Source organism: Polynucleobacter necessarius (assembly GCF_900096765.1).
GTDB classification, from domain to species: Bacteria; Pseudomonadota; Gammaproteobacteria; order Burkholderiales; family Burkholderiaceae; genus Polynucleobacter; species Polynucleobacter necessarius_F.
Genome location: NZ_LT615228.1, coordinates 325,589 through 344,343, shown reverse-complemented (window position 1 = coordinate 344,343; position 18,755 = coordinate 325,589). Strand labels below are relative to the sequence as shown.

The window sequence follows — 18,755 nt, the reverse complement described above, 5'->3', positions numbered from 1 at the left end:
CGAACGCCAAAATAGCGGGGTCATCTAAAAAAGCATTGGAGAGATACACACTGGCTCGAAAGAGCCAGGGATTTACCACCTCAATGATTTCAGAAAAATATTCCATAGATCTATTGTAATAGACCCCTAGCCTCCCAAGTAATCCGACTTACCGATTTCGACACCGTTGTGACGCAAGATGTTGTACGCAGTCGTTACGTGGAAGTAAAAATTCGGAATAATCCAAGTGAGCAAATATTGATCGCCCACAAACTCAAAGTTCCACTCTTTAATCGAGAACTGAATCTCTTTCGTCTCGCTACCATCGAGTTGCTCAGGCTTGATGCTATTAGCAAAAGCAATCGTTTTCGCAATACGCTCTTGCAACTGTGCAAAAGTAGTTGCATTGTCATCAAACTTCGGTGGCTCTACACCAGCTAAGCGAGCCATCCCGTTTTTGACTTGATCACAGGCAATCTGTACTTGCTTTGCAAGCGGGAACATATCCGGGGCGAGACGACTACCTACCAATACTGCACTATCAATATTCTTAGCTTTGGCGAACTCTTCACCCTTCTTTAAAATGTTGGAAAGATTGCCCAGCATCTTGGTTAGTTGAGGAATCGATATTTGGTACATTGACATTGCCATCGTGATTCTTTCTATAGGTATTATTGATTGTTATTGAAACAGCTTAAACGTCACTCATGAAGTCGCCGCCACCGCTGTCATCCCAAGAGCTTGAGCCGCCATCATCCCAAGAGCTTGCATCATTGACCCCGAAGTTAGGGGCATCAGGTGCAATACCGCCAACTTGATTAAAGTCATTATTGATATTTGGATTGGCGTGTTGATTGCCGCCCATTAAGTGACTAGCCAAGGCTTCACCAGCAACCATACCAGCGCCCAAGGCTGCGCCCGTTGCCAAGCTACCCATTAGACCGCTACCCATACCAGACGCTGGTGCGCCAGGATATCCAGGAGGATAGCTGCCAGGCGCTCCTGGCATACCTGGATACGGCCCATTAGCTGTTGGTGCGTTATAGACCTGAACTGGCTCTGGACGATTGCGATTTCTCATAAAGAACACTACGCCTGCGATCAAGATAGCCATCAAGATCCAAAAGATGGTGCTGGTAAAGATTGAACCTGCTCCAGCATTCGTGTGAGCGGGTACTGTGCCCGCACGCAACTCAGCTTGTAATTTTTGCACTGACTCAGGTTGAGCAAAAGGCAAGCCAGGCGCTAAATTTTCTGCTTGTACAAATGCTTGGCGAGCAGCGTCTAACTTACCCTCTCTTAAATAGAGTTCGGCAGCAATGTAATGTGCCTTCCCGCTATTGGGGTGATTTCTTAAAACTTCTTGCATCATGGCGTCAGCTTTTGCCAACTGCCCTGACTGAATAGCTTGAGCAACCTCAGGTAGGGTCGCCTCTGCAAAAGCTAGATTGCTGGTGAGCAATAACGCGCTTGCAAATAGACCGACTAATAACTTTTGTACATTACGGATCTTCATCATGGCTCCTTAAATCCCTGTAGGAAGTATTACTTCAATTTTGATTATCGCTAGTTTAGGTATTTTTACTATTCCCCAGTTATATGGGGGCTTTTAGGAGAAATTCAAGAGTGGGGCTGAGTTCATGAGCTCAGCCGAGTTCGTGGATTTTGCCCTCTGAGGAGATTAGATAAGCCTTATTCGGCTTATCTTTGCGGATACGAGCAAGCTCTACCTGATAGGCCTTGAGTTGTGCACGGTACTTTTCATACTTCTCGCTACCCACTTCTGGAATGGTCAGTTTGTAATCGATGATAGCCAAGTAATCACTCAACTCTACTAAACGATCCATGCGGTAGCTCTTGCCTGCTTCGCTAACGATATCCAATTCATTCCAAGCAGCAATCCACCGATCAGGCTTGAGGTAAATCTCTAGAGCTGGGGCTTCCAATACTTTAGTGACGCGCTCAATTAACTTTTGAGCATGCGCATGATCAACACCAAGCCAATTCATTACCTCTTGCTCATTTGGCATCGACGGCTTTTCTTTGTTGACCGAATCTGGAACCAAGAACTCGAGCAATTTATGAAAATGTGTACCCTCATCCAAAATCTCAGGATCAGGTTCTGCTGCATTTTCAGTCTCACCAGCAAATACCTCCACCGTGATGCCACTTTCGATATCACGCAGCAATTGAGCATGACTTTCTTGTGCGGGATTCCACTCTAAGACAAAATCCTCAACCGCGCTATCTGAAGTATTTTTTAACTGAGCTTTACTATCTTTGGATTTATTAGCTTTTTCTTGCGCCACTGAATAAACAGCTATCTGAGCAGCACTGGCTTTACCGTACCAAGAAGCTTTATCTAGGCCATCAGGATTGTTCTTCGTGGGCTTCTGGGCATCACCACTAATCCAGAGACCTTGGCGAGCACGGGTCATGGCTACATACAACAAGTTCCAATTTTCATTTTCACCAATACGCTTCTCTTCTTCATTGATCTCAACGCGTGGGTTGGTCAATGTTCTGGAAGTAAATAAAGAGAGGTGCGAAGGGCTTTCTGCCTCTGGCGACCAATCAATTAAAACTCCGCTGTGATCAACGTTGGTATCGGTATTGTTCGCATCTAACATAATGACAAACGGTGATTCCAGTCCTTTTGCGCCGTGAATCGTCATCAAGCGCACCCGTTTATGACGCTCCTCTTCCGACATTTCATTTTCTTCATCAACGTTGACAAGATTGTCATCGCTCGCGGCATCCACATCCCCTTCATCAGGAGTCTCATCATCATCGCCGCGCCGCTGAGCATTAATTTCTTGAATAAAGCGGCTCAGGCTTGGGTATTGACCGCCATCTTGATTCAAGGCTACCTCTAAAAATGCATCTAAGTTTGCCAATACTTGGGGGCGATCAATATCCTGGCAAATGGCGGCGTATTTCAGGCGCACATCACCCTCTTGATAAATGCGATCCAGTAAGTCGTGTACTGGCAAGCGTTCGCCTAGGAGGTGCCAGTGTTTGAGATAGCGTGCGGCCACCTGCAATCCTGCATCCTGGCTGTCTTGTAGCGCATCCCACCAAGACCGATACCGCCCTGAAGTCATGGCGATAGCTAAGCGCTGCATCTGTTTTTCAGAAAAACTAAAAATGGGGCTGCGTAACACTTGTGCCAATGGCAGATCATGACGCGGCGTGACTAATACCGTTAATAAAGCAATTAAGTCGTCAATCTCTAAGGTGTTTAATAACCCGCCTAATCGTGAACTCTCATACGCAAGGTCTGCTTCACGCAGCGCTCTTTCATATTGAGGTAAATATTTTCGACGCTTCACTAGCAATAAGAAATCACTTGCCCTGGCCTCTCGCCAAATTTCTTTGCCACCTTCTTTATCGGCCACTTTTCGTGTAGCAATCACTTCTTGAATCAGGCGCGCAACTAATTCACCTTCTTGTTTTCGCTGAATTGCCGAAACCGTCTCGCTAGAGTCTGCAATCGCCTTATCAAAAGCGCTACCCTCTCGCACTTCTTCTGCTTTTTCTGCATACGGAATCAGGGGAAGCAAATAAATTTCTCCCTCATTAGCGTAGGCCTCTGCGAGCTTTTGGTATGCAGGTCCCGTCCACAGGGTTTCTTGCTCGGTATAGGGATATTCCGTAGGAATCTGTTCGCCCTGAAAGATTTGATTAACCGCTCGATTAATTTGCTCAGCATTGCGGCGTGTTTTATCTTGCTCAATGTAACTAGCGCCTAAGTTTTCATGCAAAAACTGCTTAGCACTAACAAACAATCTTGGGTCAGCGCGGCGGAAACGGTAAATGGATTGCTTGGGGTCGCCCACAATAAAGACTCTAGGCTTTTCGTCACCCTCGCTATAGCCTGCTAACCATGCACGCAAGATTTGCCATTGCAACGGATTAGTATCCTGAAACTCATCAATAAGTATTTGTTTGTATTTAGCATCTAAGCGTGACTGAAGGTAGGCTGCATTAGCGGTATCACTCATCAACGTACTGACACCTATCTCTAGATCATCAAAATCCCGCACACGCATGCTCTCTTTTGCTGCACTGGCATGAGCCATCATAGATTGATTCAAAACAAACCAAGCTTCGTTGATTGCAAAGACATCATGTTCTGCTTGCCAAAGCAGATAGTCATTAAAAGCGTGTCCCCAAGCCTGCTTGATGGCGATGTACTCCTGAATACGGTCTGCCATGCCTTCATTTTTTAAGAACGTTTGCAATGCACCTAAAGCGCTATCGTTCCCCGCTCTATATTGCACTGGGTCCTTTGTTAAAAAGACATTTTGCAAACTAGCGGCGATATCCATTACGTCGCCACCACGCTTCTTACATGCAATGGCTGGCAATAGATTTGGCAAAAGCTTTTGATCGTTAGCGCTGCTATTTGCAAAACATCTTTCTAAAAACTCCAGGTCAACTAATGCATTGGGCGCATTCCACTGCGCCAGCAATGGATTAGGTAAATTAAGCTTGTGCAATGTTTTCTGGAGACGCTCTATCGGACTAATACCAGTTTGTTTGCACTCTTTTGCAAAAAATGTCCAAGCGCCTCTTTGCTTAAAGAGACTGCTTCTACCCATGAGGAGTTTTTGGGTCTCGTGTGAACCAAGATGCTTCAATAAAACATCGTAATGCGCCTTGAGTTCTGGCGTGAGATCGCCCCACCAGTCATCAAGACATTCTTCTTGCAGACGTTTCGCGTCTTCACGCAACATAAACCCAGGCTGAATTCCCATAGAGACTGGTGCTGCACCCAATAGCCTGCCAAACCATCCATGGAAAGTATCAATCACAATCGGCTGCGGATTTGCTAGTACCTGTTCATAGAGCCCCTTAGCTTTAGGTAAATATTGCTCGACCTGCTTCTCCTCCATGCCTCTTGAAATCAGTTCTTTTATTAACGTGGCATCGTCACTTTTAGAAAATTGCTCCAGCAAACCATAGAGGCGATCACGCATTTCTTGCGCCGCTTTGCGAGTAAAGGTTAAGGCAAGGATTTCTTGTGGCTTAACGCCATCCAGCAAGAGTCGCACCATACGTGCAACAAGCAACCAAGTCTTGCCGCTACCCGCACAAGCAGAAACAATCACTGATCGCCGTGGATCACACGCAAGCTTTTCTGAATAGGGATGCTTTTCTATAAGCGGGTTCATTGGATTGCTCACCAAATCCCCTTTCTACATATACCGCGCGCTTCACAATATTGACACACACCCTCAGGCGCAAATGCATGCATGGGTTTCTTGGCCCAGAGTTGCCCCACGTCTTCTGTAATTTGCTCAGAGAACTGCTGCATCATGGCACGCATATCCACCACCTCTTGACCGCGCTGAGCTTTTTGCACTCCCTTGGACAGATCTGCTTTCAAGGCTACCCACTCGGCCTGCTTAACCTGATGGCCAGCAAGTTTATGGTTTTCTTGCGCCTCATTTGCCGCACGAGCGTATATCAATAACTGCGGATCATCTAATAGATGCTCAGCGCGTACTTTTACTCGCTCAAAACGTTGATTTTTGTAATCAATGACTGAAGCCAACTTTTCTTGATGTAGGTTAACGTCATAGCGATCTGCAAACCCCTCAATACGAATCGTTTTTTGCTCGCCCTGTGAATCTTCAAACGACAGATCAAAGCCCACTTTGACCTCGCCATCAAAATATTCCCACCCGGCTTGTTCCCGTTGCAGTTGCCAATCTATAAAACTCGGGATTTGCTTTTGCCAGTCCCTCAAGGTACCCATCACCCTAGCATCGCCCTCAATCAAACTAGCGAACTCTTGCTCTGAAAGAATCGATAGGCTCTTTTCCATCCAAGCGCGCCTTTGGTCTGGATCGGTTTTGATGGCTGGATTGATATGCTCCAGAGTTTTGAGTGCTTGATAAAAACTTTTTAATAGTTTATGCAAGGTCTGCCCTGCCAATGAAGCATCAAAGCCCTCATCAAAGCCTTTGTGTTTGCGCAGACCCAACAGACTGCGGACGTAATAACGATATGGGCAATCCCGCAAAGCCTTATAGGCACTTGGACTCATCGACAAAGGCAACGGCAAGTCTTCTTCAAATTGCGCAACCGCCATATCCATAGGTTGAGATTCGAAGGCGCGTTTTTTCAACTGCGTTGGTATTGCTTCCCAGCCAATTTGGTTTTGCAAACGCTGGATCCATGCCGACGGCCTCAATGGCTCGCCATTATTGCTCTTGCTTTGCCAAAGCAAATCTACACTGGGGCAAGACACTAATAGTTGCGATAAGTCTCTTGCTTGCTGCACAAATTGCGTCGCAATAGTAGAGGTTTTAAGAAGTTGGTTTAATGCGTCCGAGAAAAATAGTGGTGGCTCTGAATATGCCGGCAACTGTTGCTCATCACAACCAACTACGATAACCGCATCAAAGTCACGCAAACGTGTTGAGCTTAACGGCAAGATGCTAAGCGTCGCCTTTGCCTCCTTGCCGGCCTCTTGATAGCTTGCGCCTTCAATCACCGTTTTTAACAAACTAAGCCACTCACTCAGACGTATCGGCACCTCTTTGTATTCCGTCTTACTCAAATCAAATGTCTTGAGCACCTGCAGTAACTGCTTGCCCGCAGAATCCTGTTCGAGGTTTTGCGCCATGCCTGTGACTTCTAGATTGTGAATCAGCAGTGCATAAGCCTTTTTGCAATCCACTTTTAATGTTAGCCACTCATGATGACGCTCTCTGACAAACTGTAAGAGCTCCAATAAAGCAGTGCTTGGTAAGTTACTAGAGGTCCTGGCTGCATTATCTTGCGCACCCTCAATAGCCAAGTAAAAAGTTTTCCACCCAGACTCTGCCTTACTAGCTAGCAAAATATCCTCAAGCTCTGCAATCAGTCTGATACAAGCCTGAGGATCACGCTGGAGAACTTTTCCAAGATCTAAAAAGGGATTGTGCAAAAACTCAAGCAATGCTTTTGCGCTCGGACCATCCTTTGGTGCCCGAATGATTTCTAACCAACTATTAAATGCGGCAGCTGCACGGGTAGTAGATAACTTCCAACCAGTCTCATCTCGAATATTGAGGCCAGGACCCAACCTTGCGAGGAGAGCTCGCGTCCTTCTTGCTACTAAACGATCTTGCGCAACGAGCGCTACATTGGTTTTGTGATCAATGAGATGCTGCTCAATCGTTTTGGCCGCAGCCCAAGCGAGCTCCTCAAAACGTTTGGCTGAAATTAAGCGCCAATTCTTGCATTTAGCCTGCTTGGCATTTACGAGCGCTTGAGTTTGTGCATCCTCGCCCCCTATTGCTTCTGCCCATAAGCCCACATCGCGCCAATCCATCTTGACCTCTACTACTGGGGCTTGCTGAACATATTCATTCAGTAAGGGAGCGATGATTTCTTGATCGATTGGCGTGGGATCGGAAGTCTCAACCCATATCAGCGGCCTAGCTTGATTAGCCTTGCTAGCAACTTCAACGGCATTCAAATGTGCCGCGATCGCAAATTGATCACGAAATACTGGATCACTGAGGCTGGCGGTATATCGCCAGAAGGTCAACAAGACCTTAGTCTCTTGATCTACCACCTTACGCGCCATACCTGAATAAACTTGAGCTACGGACGCATCTAACAAGGATTGCGCCTGAGCAAGTGATACCTCGCCAATGCTGCCCTGCTTAGGCTGACCTTCGCTGATAACTTTGTGAATTTGTTTTTGTATTTGTGGACTCACTGCTTTAGATAAGGTATCGCATGCTTGCACAATCGCTTGTGCTAAACCCCATGCACCAGTTTCACTCTCAGCTTTAAACCATGCCTGCAATTCTTTGTGATTACGCAAGGTGGAATAAACGCCTAACCATCTCTCTAAATCACTTTGCTTTTTTGGAAACTTCCATGCGCCTGGCGCTGATTCCAACCAATCAGCAAAACTCATGACTTGCGGCAAAAATGCAATTTCTGGGGGAAGGTCTTTGTCTTTGGGTTGATATTTCTCGAGAGCCGCTCTCACTCCAATCAAGGGGCCGGCAGTACTAAGCACCACTAATGGGCGTTGCCCAGTTTGCAGTGCACAATCCCAAATCCCTTTTGCTAACTGCTCTAGCGCGCTAGCATCAGGCGTAATTGCCCAAGACTGCACCTGCTTATGCTTGGAAATGGTCGGAAAAGATTGGGGCATGAATGGTGTAGATAGTGAAGTAAATTATCTTTTTTGAGCAGGATGTTTCGCTTATTGCTAATATAAGCGTAGTAACGCTATAACAAAACAAACTAAAAAACGCCCAAATAAGGAATTTTCATGAGTGCCGGCATTAAATATGTAACTGACGCCTCTTTCGAACAAGACGTCCTCAAGTCTGATAAACCTGTTCTGCTCGACTTCTGGGCTGAGTGGTGTGGTCCTTGCAAAATGATTGGCCCCATCCTCGAAGAACTCTCTGGAGAGTATGGGGATAAGTTGCAAATCGCAAAAATGAATGTGGATGAGAACCAAGGTGTACCTGCCCAGTTCAATATTCGCGGCATTCCGACTCTAATTCTGTTTAAAAATGGCACTGTGGCTGCTCAAAAAGTAGGCGCATTGGCTAAATCTCAGTTGACTGCATTTATTGATAGTCATCTGTAAATCGTCTCAGACCACAGGATCACCAGCTGACCCTGTGGTTATTCTCAATTCCTAGTACTTGTCAGACCTCTTTTAGTGTAGTCTAATAGCAGTTCAGCGCTTCTGAGAATGTTTCACGGTACGCGCCCTTTCGAGCAATTTACCTCTCCCATTTTTTAGCAAGTTTCCCAAAAATCTGTTTTCCACTTCTGCGTGATGTCTATCAACGCAGTGATCCCCCAAAACATCTTTCCCTCATTCATCTTTATCAATACCCGAGAACCACATGCAATTAACTGAACTCAAAGGCCTCCATGTATCCGCTCTACTCGAGATGGCAGCTAGCTTAGAGATTGAAAATACTCAACGGATGCGCAAACAAGAATTAATGTTCGCGATTCTGAAAAAACGTGCGAAGGCTGGTGAAACTGTTTTCGGCGATGGCACCTTAGAAGTGTTACCTGACGGCTTTGGTTTCTTGCGCTCTCCTGAAGCCTCGTACATGGCTTCACCAGATGACATTTATATCTCTCCCGCGCAGATTCGTCGTTTTAACTTGCACACTGGTGATAGCGTAGAAGGTGAAGTGCGCACCCCGAAAGATGGTGAGCGTTACTTCGCTTTAGTTAAGGTAGACAAGATCAACGGTTTGGCTCCTGAGGCCCTAAAGAACCGCATCATGTTTGAAAACTTAACGCCTTTACACCCCAATCGCGTTATCCAGCTTGAGCGTGATATCAAGGCTGAAGAAAATCTCACTGGTCGAATAATCGACATGATCTCTCCAATTGGTTACGGTCAGCGTGGCTTGGTTGTGGCATCACCTAAGTCGGGTAAGACGGTGATGATGCAGCACATTGCCCATGCGATTTCTGCAAACAATCCTGATGCTATTTTGATCGTCTTGCTCGTTGATGAGCGCCCTGAGGAAGTTACCGAGATGCAACGCTCCGTTCGCGGTGAAGTGGTTGCCTCTACTTTTGATGAACCCGCTGTGCGTCACGTTCAAGTTGCCGAAATGGTCATTGAAAAAGCCAAGCGTTTAGTAGAGATGGGCAAAGATGTGATCATCCTACTCGACTCGATTACTCGCTTAGCACGCGCATACAACACCGTAGTTCCTTCATCAGGCAAGGTGCTCTCTGGCGGTGTGGATGCCAATGCATTGCAACGTCCAAAACGCTTCTTTGGTGCAGCTCGTAACATTGAAGAAGGCGGCTCATTGACCATCATCGCTACCGCCCTCATCGAAACTGGTAGTCGTATGGACGATCTGATTTATGAAGAGTTCAAAGGTACCGGCAATATGGAGGTTCACCTGGAGCGTCGCTTGGCTGAACGTCGTGTTTACCCATCGATCAATCTCAATAAATCTGGAACCCGCCGTGAAGAGCTCTTGGTTAAGGCTGAGAACCTTCAGAAGATCTGGGTGTTACGTAAATTGTTGGCCGATATGGACGATATCGAAGCGATGAACTTCATCGTCGATAAACTCAAATCCACCAAAAATAATGGTGAATTCTTCGACCTAATGCGTCGCGGAGGCTAATTTTGACCCCATAGGGGTCGTTTTTAAACATTAAAGGGGCTTTTTGCCCCTTTTGCTTCTCTAGAGAGCGCTTTGTTATTGATTTCATGGCATAATTTCATTTTTGCTACTTCTGTAGCTGCTTTTAAAACCTGGGAAAGTATTTAGGTTAAGAATCTGATTTAACTTAAACGGCTACCCGCTTATAGGACTCAACATGAAACCTGGCATTCACCCCGAATATCGTGAAATCGTCTTCGTAGACGTTTCAAACAACTTCAGCTTCAAGACTCGCTCCACTATGGCTACTAAAGAGACCATTAAGTGGGAAGACGGCAATGAATATCCATTGGCCAAGATCGAGACTTCTTCTGAATCACATCCTTTCTACACTGGCACCCAAAAAATTATGGATACCGCTGGTCGTGTTGAGAAATTCCGTCAGAAATTCGGTAGCAAGGCTGTTGCTAAAGCTACTGGTGATGGCGCTGCAAAAACTGCCGAGAAAAAAGCGGCAGCTGCAGAAGCTAAAGCTGCCGAAAAGCCAGCTAAGAAGAAGTAAATCATTTCTGATTCGCAGGGTGTGGCAATACCCTTCTCTGCGAGATAATCAAGGCAGCGTTAGCTGCCTTTTTTATTGATTGTTTTTTTAAATAGAATTCATGGTCAAACTTACCGCCGCTGCCACTAAATCGATTCCGCGCATTATTATTTTTGCGCTGACACTCATTTATGGTTTTGCTGGTCTCTTTTTTCGTGACCCATGGAAAAATGAAGACGCCATTGGTTTTGGTGGCATGTGGACTTTATTTCGCGGTAATTCGATTGACTGGATCGTCCCCCATCTTGATGGACGCAATATCTCACTGGGTACGCCACTACCTTACTGGATGGGCGCCACTCTCATTGAATTATTTGGTCGCTTTATTGGCGCAGCCAATGCGGCTCGTTTGTATTCAGCCATTTGCTTTTTCGCAGCTGCATTAGCTATTTGGTACGCCACCTACTTACTAGGTCGTCGGCGCGAAGTACAGCCAATGAAACTTGCTGTTGGTGGTCAGCCAGATCTCAAGAGCTATGGCATGACACTGGCAGATGGGGCCTTACTGATTTTTCTAGCTTGCGTCGGTCTTGCGCAACGCGCTCATGAGACTACGCCGATGATGGCGCAACTCATGGGCATCAGTATCGCGCTTTATGGAACTGTACGAGGCCTAGACAAGCCTTGGCAAGGTGGTTTGTGGACTGGCCTAGGGATTGCGATTGTGGCGCTCTCGAGTAACCTCGCCTTAAGCCTCATTATCGTTGCCTCCACCATCATGGCGGTGCTTGCCAGCAATGCAAAATTGCGTTTTCGCTGGACACTAACAAGCACGGTTTTAGGATTAATCGGTTTTGCGATTTGGCCAGTACTTTGGTATGTGTTTGACCTCTCTCCAGAGTGGCGTCACATTGCACAAACTGGTTGGCGTGATGCCCCCGAAATGCAAGCTAGGCCATCGATCGAATCACTCGGCTTTTTAACGGTCAACTTTTGGGCCTATGCATGGCCAGTTTGGCCGCTCGCCATGATTTCTCTTGCGCATTGGGGTAGAAACAAAGAGGCTGGTGCATGGCGCGCGCCCCATCTTTGTATTCCGCTCAGCCTTTTTATTGGTAGCCTCATTTATCTTCTGTTTCGCCAGGAATCAAATGAACATGACCTAATGATTCTGATTCCAAGTCTTTCCATCATCGCCGCCTTTAGCCTTCCGATTCTCAAGCGCAGCATGATTAGTTTTATTGACTGGTTCGCGATGTTCAGCTTTACGCTCATTGCCTTAGCGATTTGGATTATTTGGCTAGCCATGGTGACTGGTTATCCAGAATCTACCGCAGCTAATATTGCACGCCTTCTTCCCGGCTTTGAAAGTCAATTTAATGCTCTCGCATTTGTGGTGGCACTCATCATTACTGGCATATGGCTAGCGATCGTGCGCTGGAGAACTTCTCGGGCACCCAAAGAAATCTGGCGTTGCTTGATCATCTCAGCTTCTGGCACTACCTTGATGTGGGTATTGTTGATGACCTTATGGCTACCAACAATTAATTATGCAAAAACTTACCGACACGTAGCTGCGCGTTTATCGCAAGTGGTGCCTCCGAGGGCGGGCTGCATCAATACTAGTAATATTGGGGCGGCGCAACTTGCCTCTTTTGATTACTTCACGAAGCTGAGCTTACGTGACGATCCCGATTGCCCCTGGATGATTACCCACAATCAATCTGAAGCGAAGGCATACGCACAACTCAATAACAAAAAACTGCACCTCCTCTGGGAGGACCGTCGTGCGGCTGACCGTGATGAACGCCTGCGTCTTTACGAAGTCATTCCGGAGTAATACGTGTTGCACTTTAAGTTATCGCGCTTGCGCGAGAACGTCCCCGCCATACTCAAACTAGCCGGCCCTTTGCTAATTGGTCAATTAGCTGTCATTGCATTTGGTGTTTTAGATACTGCCATGACGGCACGCTACTCTGCTGATGATCTTGCCGCGCTAGCCATGGCCTCTGCTATCTATATCAGCATCTATGTTGGCTTAACTGGCGTGGTATCAGCACTCGCTCCTATTGCAGGTCAACTTTTTGGCGCCAAACGTCACGATGAAATCGGCGAAGAAGTCAGGCAAGCCACTTGGTTAGCTTTTGGCCTAACCATTTTGGGGTGCTTTATTTTGGTCAACGCCGATCACTTACTGGCGATTTCTCATGTTAGCGACGACATTGAGAACAAGGCTAAGCTCTATCTCAATATATTGGCCTTAGGCTTGCCTGCCAGCATGGGTATGCGTGTATTAATGGCACTGCATAATGCAGTGTCACGCCCTGCCGTGATTACTGTGATTCAGTTAATTGGCTTAGCACTCAAATTACCACTCAACTTACTTTTTATTTATGGTGGCTTCGGGATTGAAGGTATGGGCGGCCCTGGTTGTGCAGTTGCCACTGTCATCATTAACTGGTCATGGCTTCTTATGACTTTGGGGTTTGTATTATTTGATCGCTTTTATAAACCCTTTCATCTCTTTGCACGCTTTAGCCTTCCGGACTGGCACCGTATTTGGACTCTACTGAAACTAGGCACACCAATTGGCTTTAGCTATCTGATTGAAGTAACCTCATTCACTTTCATGTCCTTGTTCATTGCGCGTCTTGGTACTACTGCGTTAGCCGGTCATCAGATTGTGGCCAATATGGGTACAGTGATTTATATGGTTCCGCTCTCACTGTCTATCGCCACCATGACGTTAGTCTCTCAATCGATTGGCGCCAACAAACTAGAGCGCGCAGAAGAGATTGGCTGGTCGTCTGTCTTTTTTACAACCACTCTGTGCATTACGATAGGCATAGGAGTGTGGATTTTTAGAGCTCAACTTCTCGACCTTTACGATCCACCTCAAACTGTTAAAGTATTTTCTATTCCCCTCTTTTTGTTTATCGCTTTTTATCAAGTCTTTGATGCACTCCAAGTGACTGCAGCGTTCATCCTGCGAGCGTATCGGATCGCTTTTTGGCCTATGGTGATCTATGCAGGCTCTCTTTGGGGTGTCGGTCTTGGCGGTGGCTACTTGATGGGATTCAATGTATTTGGGAATGTGCCCACCTTCCTACAAGGCGCAAATGGCTTTTGGGCTGGGAACAGCATTAGCCTTGGATTGGCCGCTCTTTTATTACTCTACCTATTTAGAAGAACGGCGGAGCACTATGAAAAAACGCATCCGCCGATAGAGCTATAAAACGAATACTTTTACTTATAGACTTTTAGAGTAGAGGCATCATCATCGAGACGTCTTTTGAGATTGCGCCTCTCACCATCTGATCCAGGATGGTTGGTCACAAAGTTTTGCGCAGCTAAGTTCTTACGCACATCTTCGGCCAAATCATTGGCAGCCAACTTCATCAGCTTAGCCATACTTGCTTTAAATCCATTGTCCTTGCCATCAATTCTGACTTCCTTTCCCTCACCAGAAGCCACAAAAGAGGTAACGATTTGATTGGTTTGCGTATCCACCAGATTAAAGTCAACCGTGACTTCTAAGGCGATCTGTTGAGTGCTTGATTTGGTTCCAGGAATATCGTCTACATTGTCAGTGATCGAAATTTCTGTCAAAACGCCATAGAGTACATAACCGGCATCACCAAAATCACCCGCCTGAATACGTTTGACGATATCAAAGTACTCATCACCCTAATTTGCGGCAGGCAGCGATGATTTAGCTTGCACTACCTTATAGCCAGACTTGATTAATAGACCTCGAATTGGATTTGCAAGGTAGCGTAGCTCGCCATACTCCACGCTACTCTGATACCCAGATTTTTTCTGTGTTTGAGTATTTTGCGTATTTGCACTACCTGCGTTATTTGCAGATACATCAGAGCTATTGGATTTTTGATCGGCTAAGTTGGTGAATTTCACTGGAAACGCAGAAGAATTCGGGCCACCAGTCAGAGCGGATGCGTTTGCTTTGTCTTGAGCAACTTCTACCATTTTTGGAGAGCTTGCTGATGAACTAGAGCTATCTGAGGTAGTCTTGGTTTCTTCGATATAGGTGAGGTTTTTACCCTCTTTCTTAAAGTAGATATCGGTTACCGCAATCGACTTTGATTCTGCCTTGAGGGTATCAGCACTGATGACTGGGTTTTTGGGTGAGTCAGCCGGAACTTGGCCAACCACTTCAGGCTCTGCTTTTGCCAAGGGGGCTTTAGAAGCACAACCAGAAAGCACAAGCAAGCTTGCACCAACACACCACAGGAGAATGAATTTATTCAAACGCATTGAGCTTACCTCTTTAATCATCTTGAGCAGCTATTAACGGGTGGCCGTCTTACGAATCTCTTTTTCATCAGCCCACTCAAGCAAACCAGATTCATTGTTGATGAGATTTAAGTTAAAGACGTAATAAACATCTTTAACATCTTTATTGGTTTTGACAATAGAGGCAATCGACCCTTCAATACGGTATTGAGCGCCTTGCATATTGCCAGTTTTAGCTATCGTACTGTTCTTGTATAGACCAGACTGGTTTTGACGCTTAAGCTCATCGGTTTGATTTTGCATTTCCGATACGCTTACTGCAAAACGCACCTGTCCACTCTTAACCAATTGAGTGCGAATTTTATCGGTGATCACACGCGTATCAATATATTCCGAGGTTTTATTCTTGACATCAGCCAAAGTCACAATCGGGGCATCTTTGCTGCCGGAAATCGCCTTTGACTGGAGCAAGGATCTTGTCATTGCCTCTGCAATCATTTGCAGATCGGTAGAGCCGTAATTAGCATTGATGGTTTCAACCTCTTTAGCGTCGCCATATCGCACCTGTGGACCAGAGCAAGCTGCCAATAAAGCTGCGGCAAGTATGAGAGCACTTAAGTTGATAGTTTTGGTATGTAGTTTCATGATCAGTCTTTAGATTATTTGTATTGGTTTAATTCAAAACGAAAATCTGTGGCATCTGGTGTTGGGGCGATGCCCATAATAACGGTCGATTGACCCTTGCCTATTGTCACCGGCTTCCATGCCTCTTCATCGGTTACGGTCATGCCATTCTTGCCTATCCATTTGAAGCGATAAGCTACTAAATTCGATTTGCTGTCGTTTTGAATCGTGACTTGCGCTGTCAATACCCCATTTCGCATCAAACTACGCATATCGGTAATCTGAATGCTGTCTGTATCACCCATACGTACTGTCATGTCTTTCATCGATGGCGTAGAACTGCAGGCAAATAGCGCCCATGAGGTAAAAATGATTGCAAGATACTTATTCATACAAGGTCTCTCTGTTTAAATAACTGCTCAATACTATCCACTAGGCTTGGCGGATCATAAGTTTCTTTCGCCCTATCCATACTACCGCCTGTAGGCTTTGAGGTCGAATCTTCAGCAGGCACTACTGGAGCCGGAGCTGGAGTTGGGGTTGATGTTGGCGCTGACTGTGGCGTTTCATGTACTGCTGGCAAGACTGATACCGGGTTTGAAAGTGTCGCCGGAACGACTACGTGCTTTTGCGGTAGAGCAAATGGATCATTTGAGGTCAGGACTGTTGCCCGATTGCGGAACATGCGGATATACACGACGTTATAACCACCAACTAGATTGACTGTCTGGGTTTGCATAACTCCCGATGGCAAGACATACCTCAACTGCACTGGGCCAATGGGTAAGCCCATTCTGGCCATATAGGTTTGTGCTGGCAAGGTCGACCAATGACGCACATCAGTCACATTAATCGCCTGCAATCCATAGCCTGTCACCATAGAAGCAATGGCACCAATAATTGCGGCAGTGCCATTATTGTTTTGATTATTACGATTATTTTTATTGGCCGCCTGTTGTGCCGCCTGATCAGCTGCATATTGCGCCGCCAAAGATACCAAGGCACGCGTTGTCGCTCTTAATACATAGCCAGGCATTTCATCTTTGAGATTTCTTCTGGCCATAGAATCAATGCTAGCGACCAGCTCTAAATTAGCTGGTTTATCACCCAACTGAACCATGCTGGGGGTGTAGCGCTCGGTCGATCTTTCAATAACAGGGAAAGTCAGGGTTACCAGCCTTGAACTTGCGCCAACAGGAATCGACTGACTAATTCTGTAGGGGCTAATCTTAGGCATATAACCTGTATCTACAATAATCAAGGTATCAGCAAAATTTTTCTTCGCTTGATTAGCAATATTGGAATCTAATTTAGCAATGCTTGTTTTAAAGAATCTGACCTGGGGGCACAACTCAATTGCCAAGCGATAGCCTGGAGCAGCCAAACTTGCCTCTCCTTGCGATTCATGAATAAAGCCCGATAGGTAATATGCAGCGGGGTTCTGATATGAATTTTTGAGACTGCGAGTTTCTTCATCATCCAGCAGATTGACAGGATAGCCATTGATATCCTCAATATGACTAGTAGCAGCACGTGTATTGAAGTTAGCTTGTTGATCTTGCTGAGTTTTAGCAACGGCAGCTACCTTGGTTTCAATCAGTTGCTCAATAATTTTTTCACGTTGCGCCATTTTTTTAGCCTCAACCATTGCATCGTTCCAATGACCTTGGGAAATGTGGTTCAGGGCTAAGGTCTGACTCAGCAAGCTGATCTCGTAGGGCTTAGGATCATAGGTACTACTAAATCCTTCAGATAAGACATAAGCGCTGGTATTAAAAAAGGAGCGCTTCATTTTGTCGCTAACATCAATACTCCACTGCTCTACATTTCTGTCGGCCAATAGTAAATTTTCAGTACTGTTTGGTATTTGTAAAGGCCCCTGCAGACGCTGTACCTCTCCAATCTCTAGGTAGTAAAGCGTGTTCTTATCCTTAAAGGCGCTGGCAATCGCAGCATTGGTATTTTGTAGATCACCATTTTTAAACTGCTCTTTAGCTTCATTCATCTTCAATTGCTGGGTTTGGGTTGCGCACCCAGTTAAAAAGCAAACAGCCAATAAGAGGCTAAATTGAAATAAATGATGTGCTAAAAATTTAGGCAAATGAAGTCGTTTTCTGGAAAGGGTGCCGCGCATACCAATTCAACGCTTACTGAGAATCAAAGCTGACAGGATTATCAGACTTATATCTACTTTACTACTCTAACTTTGCGCCTGATTGCTGAACCACCCGACTCCACTTAGTGGATTCTTGGGAAATCAACTTAGAGAGATCTGCTGGACTCCCAGGAGCGGGCTCTAAGCCGCCCGCCAATAGACGAGCCCTGATCTCTGGGTCATTGAATGTTCTGCGTGTTAGCTGGTTAAGGTGCTTCTGAATGGTGGGGGGCAAATGTGCAGGCCCCATCAAAGAAAACCAAGACACTGCCTCAAAACCAGAAAGTCCTTGCTCAGCAAAGGTGGGAATATCAGGTGCAGCATGGGAGCGCTTTAATGTTGTCACACCCAATGCCTGCACCTCCCCTGCTTTGATTAGGGGTAGTGAAGATGACAAGTTATCAAATAGCATCGAAATCCGACCGCTGACTAAATCTGGCAAAGATTGTGCGCGCCCTTTATAGGGAATGTGTCGAATCTGAATACCAGCCATTTCTTTAAAGAGCTCACCTGACATATGCAAAGAAGTGCCAACACCCGAGGATCCAAAGGTTAATTCATTGGGCTTGGACTTTGCTAACTCAATTAATTCGTGCAAATTATTTACGCCCAATTTCTTATTCACGATCAGCACATTGGGCGTGCTGGCTAAAAAACTAATTGGCGTGAAATCCTTTACAGGATCAAAAGACATCTTTTCATACAAGGCGCCATTAATTGCATGAATACCAACTGTACCAATTAGCAAGGTATAACCATCAGGATCACTCTTAGCCACTAGGTCAGCACCAATATTGCCACCATAACCTGGCCGATTTTCTACTACGACTGGAACGCCTAAATTTTTCTGCCAACTTTCTGCCAAAACGCGCGCCAAGATATCTGGCGCACCCCCAGGAGTAAAGCTCACAACGATGCGAATGGTTTGTTTAGGCCAAACATTCTTTGGACTTGTAGGAGCGCTCGTTTGCGCATGAGTAATCGTTACCCAGAAACATAAAAACAGAAAAAGGCCAAGAGCCTTGGCCAGGCGAGATAAAAACATTATGTGTCTACCCAAAACTGGGTCGGATGAACAGTC

At 45.9% G+C, this 18,755-nt stretch carries 15 protein-coding genes; 5 read left to right on the top strand and 10 right to left on the bottom strand.

Annotated features, from left to right (window positions below):
• Positions 1 to 126 precede the first annotated feature (126 nt).
• The 4 genes from DXE33_RS01825 to DXE33_RS01810 all read right to left on the bottom strand — a co-directional run bounded on the left by DXE33_RS01825 (position 127) and on the right by DXE33_RS01810 (position 8,146).
• Positions 127 to 630, bottom strand: a complete 504-nt coding sequence (locus tag DXE33_RS01825) for a DUF1993 domain-containing protein (RefSeq protein WP_114638389.1) — start codon at positions 628 to 630, stop codon at positions 127 to 129.
• 43 nt (positions 631 to 673) lie between these two features.
• On the bottom strand, positions 674 to 1,495 hold the full coding sequence (locus DXE33_RS01820; RefSeq protein WP_114638388.1) for a tetratricopeptide repeat protein: 822 nt from the start codon (positions 1,493 to 1,495) through the stop codon (positions 674 to 676).
• A gap of 130 nt (positions 1,496 to 1,625) precedes the next feature.
• The gene (locus tag DXE33_RS01815) at positions 1,626 to 5,156 is read right to left on the bottom strand and encodes a UvrD-helicase domain-containing protein (protein ID WP_114639687.1); all 3,531 of its coding nucleotides are present in this window, start codon (positions 5,154 to 5,156) and stop codon (positions 1,626 to 1,628) included.
• A gap of 8 nt (positions 5,157 to 5,164) precedes the next feature.
• The gene (locus DXE33_RS01810) at positions 5,165 to 8,146 is read right to left on the bottom strand and encodes a PD-(D/E)XK nuclease family protein (RefSeq protein WP_114638387.1); all 2,982 of its coding nucleotides are present in this window, start codon (positions 8,144 to 8,146) and stop codon (positions 5,165 to 5,167) included.
• A gap of 120 nt (positions 8,147 to 8,266) precedes the next feature.
• On the opposite strand from DXE33_RS01810, the gene trxA reads away from it, so the two are divergent.
• From trxA to DXE33_RS01785, 5 genes are all read left to right on the top strand, one after another.
• Positions 8,267 to 8,593, top strand: coding sequence for a thioredoxin TrxA (gene trxA / locus DXE33_RS01805; protein WP_068948270.1), 327 nt, complete (start codon positions 8,267 to 8,269; stop codon positions 8,591 to 8,593).
• A 265-nt stretch (positions 8,594 to 8,858) separates the two neighbouring features.
• A complete protein-coding gene (rho, locus tag DXE33_RS01800) occupies positions 8,859 to 10,121 on the top strand; it encodes a transcription termination factor Rho (protein ID WP_114638386.1) in 1,263 nt (420 codons plus the stop codon).
• Between the two features lie 196 nt (positions 10,122 to 10,317).
• On the top strand, positions 10,318 to 10,662 hold the full coding sequence (locus DXE33_RS01795; protein WP_114638385.1) for a type B 50S ribosomal protein L31: 345 nt from the start codon (positions 10,318 to 10,320) through the stop codon (positions 10,660 to 10,662).
• 100 nt (positions 10,663 to 10,762) lie between these two features.
• Positions 10,763 to 12,481: an ArnT family glycosyltransferase gene (locus DXE33_RS01790; RefSeq protein ID WP_114638384.1), complete on the top strand. Its 1,719-nt coding sequence runs from the start codon at positions 10,763 to 10,765 to the stop codon at positions 12,479 to 12,481.
• 3 nt (positions 12,482 to 12,484) lie between these two features.
• On the top strand, positions 12,485 to 13,876 hold the full coding sequence (locus DXE33_RS01785; RefSeq protein WP_114638383.1) for an MATE family efflux transporter: 1,392 nt from the start codon (positions 12,485 to 12,487) through the stop codon (positions 13,874 to 13,876).
• 11 nt (positions 13,877 to 13,887) lie between these two features.
• Here the strand turns inward: DXE33_RS01785 and DXE33_RS09970 are convergent, their stop codons facing one another.
• The 6 genes from DXE33_RS09970 to DXE33_RS01760 all read right to left on the bottom strand — a co-directional run bounded on the left by DXE33_RS09970 (position 13,888) and on the right by DXE33_RS01760 (position 18,719).
• The gene (locus tag DXE33_RS09970; RefSeq protein WP_231970311.1) at positions 13,888 to 14,250 is read right to left on the bottom strand and encodes a hypothetical protein; all 363 of its coding nucleotides are present in this window, start codon (positions 14,248 to 14,250) and stop codon (positions 13,888 to 13,890) included.
• 78 nt (positions 14,251 to 14,328) lie between these two features.
• A complete protein-coding gene (locus tag DXE33_RS09965) occupies positions 14,329 to 14,937 on the bottom strand; it encodes a hypothetical protein (RefSeq protein WP_231970310.1) in 609 nt (202 codons plus the stop codon).
• Between the two features lie 12 nt (positions 14,938 to 14,949).
• Complete coding sequence (gene lpoB, locus DXE33_RS01775) at positions 14,950 to 15,540, bottom strand: penicillin-binding protein activator LpoB (RefSeq protein WP_114638382.1); 591 nt, start codon at positions 15,538 to 15,540, stop codon at positions 14,950 to 14,952.
• A 14-nt stretch (positions 15,541 to 15,554) separates the two neighbouring features.
• Positions 15,555 to 15,911, bottom strand: a complete 357-nt coding sequence (locus DXE33_RS01770; protein WP_114638381.1) for a YcfL family protein — start codon at positions 15,909 to 15,911, stop codon at positions 15,555 to 15,557.
• Positions 15,908 to 17,524: a hypothetical protein gene (locus DXE33_RS01765; protein WP_231970309.1), complete on the bottom strand. Its 1,617-nt coding sequence runs from the start codon at positions 17,522 to 17,524 to the stop codon at positions 15,908 to 15,910. The genes DXE33_RS01770 and DXE33_RS01765 overlap by 4 nt, the downstream gene beginning before the upstream one ends.
• 190 nt (positions 17,525 to 17,714) lie before the next feature.
• A complete protein-coding gene (locus DXE33_RS01760) occupies positions 17,715 to 18,719 on the bottom strand; it encodes a tripartite tricarboxylate transporter substrate binding protein (RefSeq protein WP_114638379.1) in 1,005 nt (334 codons plus the stop codon).
• Positions 18,720 to 18,755: the final 36 nt, after the last annotated feature.

Coding starts and splice junctions, on each gene's coding strand:
- rho (WP_114638386.1), top strand. CDS start 8,859: ATGCAATTAACTGAACTCAAAGGCCTCCATGTATCCGCTCTACTCGAG.
- trxA (WP_068948270.1), top strand. CDS start 8,267: ATGAGTGCCGGCATTAAATATGTAACTGACGCCTCTTTCGAACAAGAC.
- DXE33_RS01795 (WP_114638385.1), top strand. CDS start 10,318: ATGAAACCTGGCATTCACCCCGAATATCGTGAAATCGTCTTCGTAGAC.
- DXE33_RS01760 (WP_114638379.1), bottom strand. CDS start 18,719: ATGTTTTTATCTCGCCTGGCCAAGGCTCTTGGCCTTTTTCTGTTTTTA.
- DXE33_RS01820 (WP_114638388.1), bottom strand. CDS start 1,495: ATGAAGATCCGTAATGTACAAAAGTTATTAGTCGGTCTATTTGCAAGC.
- DXE33_RS01815 (WP_114639687.1), bottom strand. CDS start 5,156: ATGAACCCGCTTATAGAAAAGCATCCCTATTCAGAAAAGCTTGCGTGT.
- DXE33_RS01825 (WP_114638389.1), bottom strand. CDS start 630: ATGGCAATGTCAATGTACCAAATATCGATTCCTCAACTAACCAAGATG.
- lpoB (WP_114638382.1), bottom strand. CDS start 15,540: ATGAAACTACATACCAAAACTATCAACTTAAGTGCTCTCATACTTGCC.
- DXE33_RS01810 (WP_114638387.1), bottom strand. CDS start 8,146: ATGCCCCAATCTTTTCCGACCATTTCCAAGCATAAGCAGGTGCAGTCT.
- DXE33_RS01790 (WP_114638384.1), top strand. CDS start 10,763: ATGGTCAAACTTACCGCCGCTGCCACTAAATCGATTCCGCGCATTATT.
- DXE33_RS01765 (WP_231970309.1), bottom strand. CDS start 17,524: ATGAATGAAGCTAAAGAGCAGTTTAAAAATGGTGATCTACAAAATACC.
- DXE33_RS01770 (WP_114638381.1), bottom strand. CDS start 15,911: ATGAATAAGTATCTTGCAATCATTTTTACCTCATGGGCGCTATTTGCC.
- DXE33_RS09965 (WP_231970310.1), bottom strand. CDS start 14,937: ATGATTAAAGAGGTAAGCTCAATGCGTTTGAATAAATTCATTCTCCTG.